Here is a 1,016-nt window from a genome sequence, read left to right as displayed (position 1 = left end):
ACGATATAGGACACGCCGTCGGCGGCAAGCTCCGCCAGATGGCTGTCGGCGACATCGCGTCCAAGCAGCACCACGACGTGGTCGCCGCCGATGTCGGGTTTGGAAAAATGAAGCTTGCCCGAGGCATCGAGCGCCACGGCATAGCCGCCCGCACCACGTTGAGCGAAATGATGGGGCCGGTCGACCTTGCCGACATTGGCTGGTGGGTGCGCGGCGGCCTTGCTCATCTCGGCCATGGTGACGCGGCCGACGATCCAGGCGTCAGCCGCGAGATCACTGTGGATATGTTCGTAGAGGCTCGACCACTCCGCCCGGGTCCCGTCCGGACTTGTCGTGTAGCGGCTTGGATGAAGGCTGCCGTCGAGTGATGCGAGCATATGGCAGATGATTTGCGGCTTCATACGGGTCATGCCGCTTCCAGCGCCATCACTTTTTCAGCGGCCTTTGCGAGAAACCCGGATCGGGTATAGCCATGAGCTTCGGCAAAGGCATCGATCCTTTGGAGAATGTCGTCGGAAAGCGTCACGTTGATACGCACTGTTTTCCTGGTCTGGGGCTGGGCCGAGACCAGGATTGCAACACCGTCGCGATTATCGGCGTCCGCCATCACAGCCTCCAAACTGGAGGGTTCAGGAACAGCCCCGCCATCCTCGACCAACCCTTCGATGTGGAGGGCGAGGGCCTCTTCAGCCATGGACCGGGCGTCATCCAGATCCTTGCCGGCGGTAATCACGCCTGGGAAATCAGGGAAAGACACACCGAAGTCGCTGTCGGCATCCTTATGGATAAGTCCGATATACTGCTTCATGGCCGTCACCTCAGTTTCAGTCCAGATTGTTTTTCGATGCTGCGCAGGGTGCCTATTGGAATAGCGCGCTTGGGATGAGGGACGGTGACCCGCCCTAGCCTGTCGCGGTGTTTGAATTGCGCATGACTGCCCCTTCGGGCAACTTCAACCCACCCATCAGCTTCCAACAGGCGGATAATGTCGGCGCTTTTCATGTGTATTTATACAC

The 1,016-nt window shown here is 59.3% G+C and carries 2 protein-coding genes and 1 pseudogene; all 3 read right to left on the bottom strand.

Annotation, left to right across the window (positions count from 1 at the left end):
* A pseudogene (locus tag EN750_RS36065) lies at positions 1-401 on the bottom strand (riboflavin deaminase); the annotation flags it as partial.
* Positions 402-406: 5 nt separating this feature from the next.
* Positions 407-808: a type II toxin-antitoxin system HicB family antitoxin gene (locus EN750_RS36060; protein WP_127399400.1), complete on the bottom strand. Its 402-nt coding sequence runs from the start codon at positions 806-808 to the stop codon at positions 407-409.
* A gap of 5 nt (positions 809-813) precedes the next feature.
* Positions 814-1,002 (bottom strand): type II toxin-antitoxin system HicA family toxin, encoded by a 189-nt coding sequence (locus EN750_RS36055; RefSeq protein ID WP_127322198.1) that lies wholly within the window; start codon positions 1,000-1,002, stop codon positions 814-816.
* Positions 1,003-1,016: the final 14 nt, after the last annotated feature.

It is taken from the genome of Mesorhizobium sp. M7A.F.Ca.ET.027.03.2.1 (assembly GCF_003999175.1).
GTDB lineage: Bacteria > Pseudomonadota > Alphaproteobacteria > Rhizobiales > Rhizobiaceae > Mesorhizobium.
The sequence above is the reverse complement of the archived record's forward strand: the minus strand, read 5'-3'. Positions and strand labels throughout refer to the sequence as shown.

Coding starts and splice junctions, on each gene's coding strand:
- EN750_RS36060 (WP_127399400.1), bottom strand. CDS start 808: ATGAAGCAGTATATCGGACTTATCCATAAGGATGCCGACAGCGACTTC.
- EN750_RS36055 (WP_127322198.1), bottom strand. CDS start 1,002: ATGAAAAGCGCCGACATTATCCGCCTGTTGGAAGCTGATGGGTGGGTT.